General features: G+C 61.4%; 2 protein-coding genes. Both read right to left on the reverse strand.

Features of this window, described 5'->3' with window-relative positions:
* On the reverse strand, nucleotides 1–911 hold a 911-nt coding region (locus tag CLV88_RS22780; protein ID WP_106610701.1), incomplete at its 3' end, for an electron transfer flavoprotein subunit alpha/FixB family protein.
* On the reverse strand, nucleotides 911–1,669 hold the full coding sequence (locus tag CLV88_RS22785) for an electron transfer flavoprotein subunit beta/FixA family protein (protein WP_106610702.1): 759 nt from the start codon (nucleotides 1,667–1,669) through the stop codon (nucleotides 911–913). The genes CLV88_RS22785 and CLV88_RS22780, both read right to left, overlap by 1 nt.
* Between the last annotated feature and the right edge of the window lie 16 nt (nucleotides 1,670–1,685).

Here is a 1,685-nt window from a genome sequence, read left to right on the forward strand (position 1 = left end):
AGTTCAGGCACGGCTTTGAAGAGGTCTTCGACGAGACCGAAGTCTGCGACCTGGAAGATGGGGGCCTCTTCGTCCTTGTTGATGGCGACGATCACTTTGGAGTCTTTCATACCGGCGAGGTGCTGGATTGCGCCGGAGATGCCGATGGCGACATAGAGATCCGGGGCGACGACCTTGCCGGTTTGACCGACCTGCCAGTCGTTGGGGGCATAGCCTGAATCGACCGCTGCGCGCGAGGCACCGACGGCGGCGCCCAGTTTGTCGGCCAGGGTTTCGATCAGTTTGAAATCTTCCTCAGACCCAACGCCACGGCCACCAGAGACAACCACGCCCGCCGAGGTCAGCTCGGGGCGGTCGCTTGCGGCCACCTTGTCTTCGACCCAGGACGACAGGCCCGGATCCGCGGCGGCAGAAACGGTATCAACCGAAGCCGCGCCGCCCTCACCAGCCGCATCGAAGGTCGAGGTGCGGAAGGTAATGACCTTTTTGGCATCCGAGGTTGCCACGGTTTGCATCGCGTTGCCCGCGTAGATCGGGCGCACGAAGGTGGCAGCGTCAACCACATCCGTTACGTCTGAGATCACCATCGCATCAAGCAACGCGGCAACGCGGGGCATGACGTTTTTGGCATCGGTCGTGGCCGGGGCAACGATATGTTCATAATCGCCTGCCAGGCTGACGATCAGCGCGGCGGTTGATTCCGCAAGGCGGTGGCCGAGGCTATCGTCTTCGGCGACCAGCACGCGTGCCACGCCGTCAATCTTGGCGGCGGCTTCACCGGCAGCGGCGGCAGAGCCCCCCGCGGCCAGAACCGTCACGTCGCCCAGTTTCTGCGCGGCGGTGACTGCCTTGGCAGTGGCGTCCAGCGCCAGTTCGCCATTGTTGACTTCGGCAAGGAGAAGAACAGCCATTACACAGCCCCCGCTTCTTTGAGTTTCTCGACCAGCTCGTCAACCGAGCCGACCACGATGCCAGCGGCGCGGGCAGCGGGCTCTTCGGTTTTCACGATGGTCAGACGCGGCGTGACGTCGACGCCGTAATCGGCGGCGGTTTTCTCGTCGAGCGGCTTTTTCTTGGCCTTCATGATGTTGGGCAGCGACGCATAGCGCGGCTCGTTCAGGCGCAGATCCACGGTCACGATAGTGGGCATCTTGACGCTGATCGTTTGCAGACCGCCATCAACCTCGCGGGTGATCTTGGCGCTGTCGCCTTCGATGTCCAGTTCAGAGGCAAAGGTGCCTTGCGACCAGCCCAGCAGTGCCGACAGCATCTGACCGGTGGCGTTCATATCGTTGTCAATCGCCTGTTTGCCCGCCAGAACAAGGCCGGGCTGCTCTTCTTCGATCACTTTGGCGAGGATCTTGGCCACGGCGAGCGGTTCGATATCGGTGTGCACGTCGTCTGCGGCAATCACGAGGATGGCGCGGTCGGCACCCATGGCGAGCGCGGTGCGCAGCGTTTCCTGTGCCTGCTTGACGCCGATTGACACGGCGATAATCTCGTCTGCCTTACCAGCTTCCTTGAGGCGAATGGCCTCTTCGACAGCGATCTCGTCGAACGGGTTCATCGACATCTTAACATTGGCGAGATCAACTCCGCTCCCGTCCGCTTTAACACGAACCTTCACGTTGTAATCAATCACGCGCTTGACAGGTACCAAGACCTTCATGGGCGGATAACTCCTT

The organism is Shimia abyssi (genome assembly GCF_003014475.1).
GTDB lineage: Bacteria > Pseudomonadota > Alphaproteobacteria > Rhodobacterales > Rhodobacteraceae > Shimia > Shimia abyssi.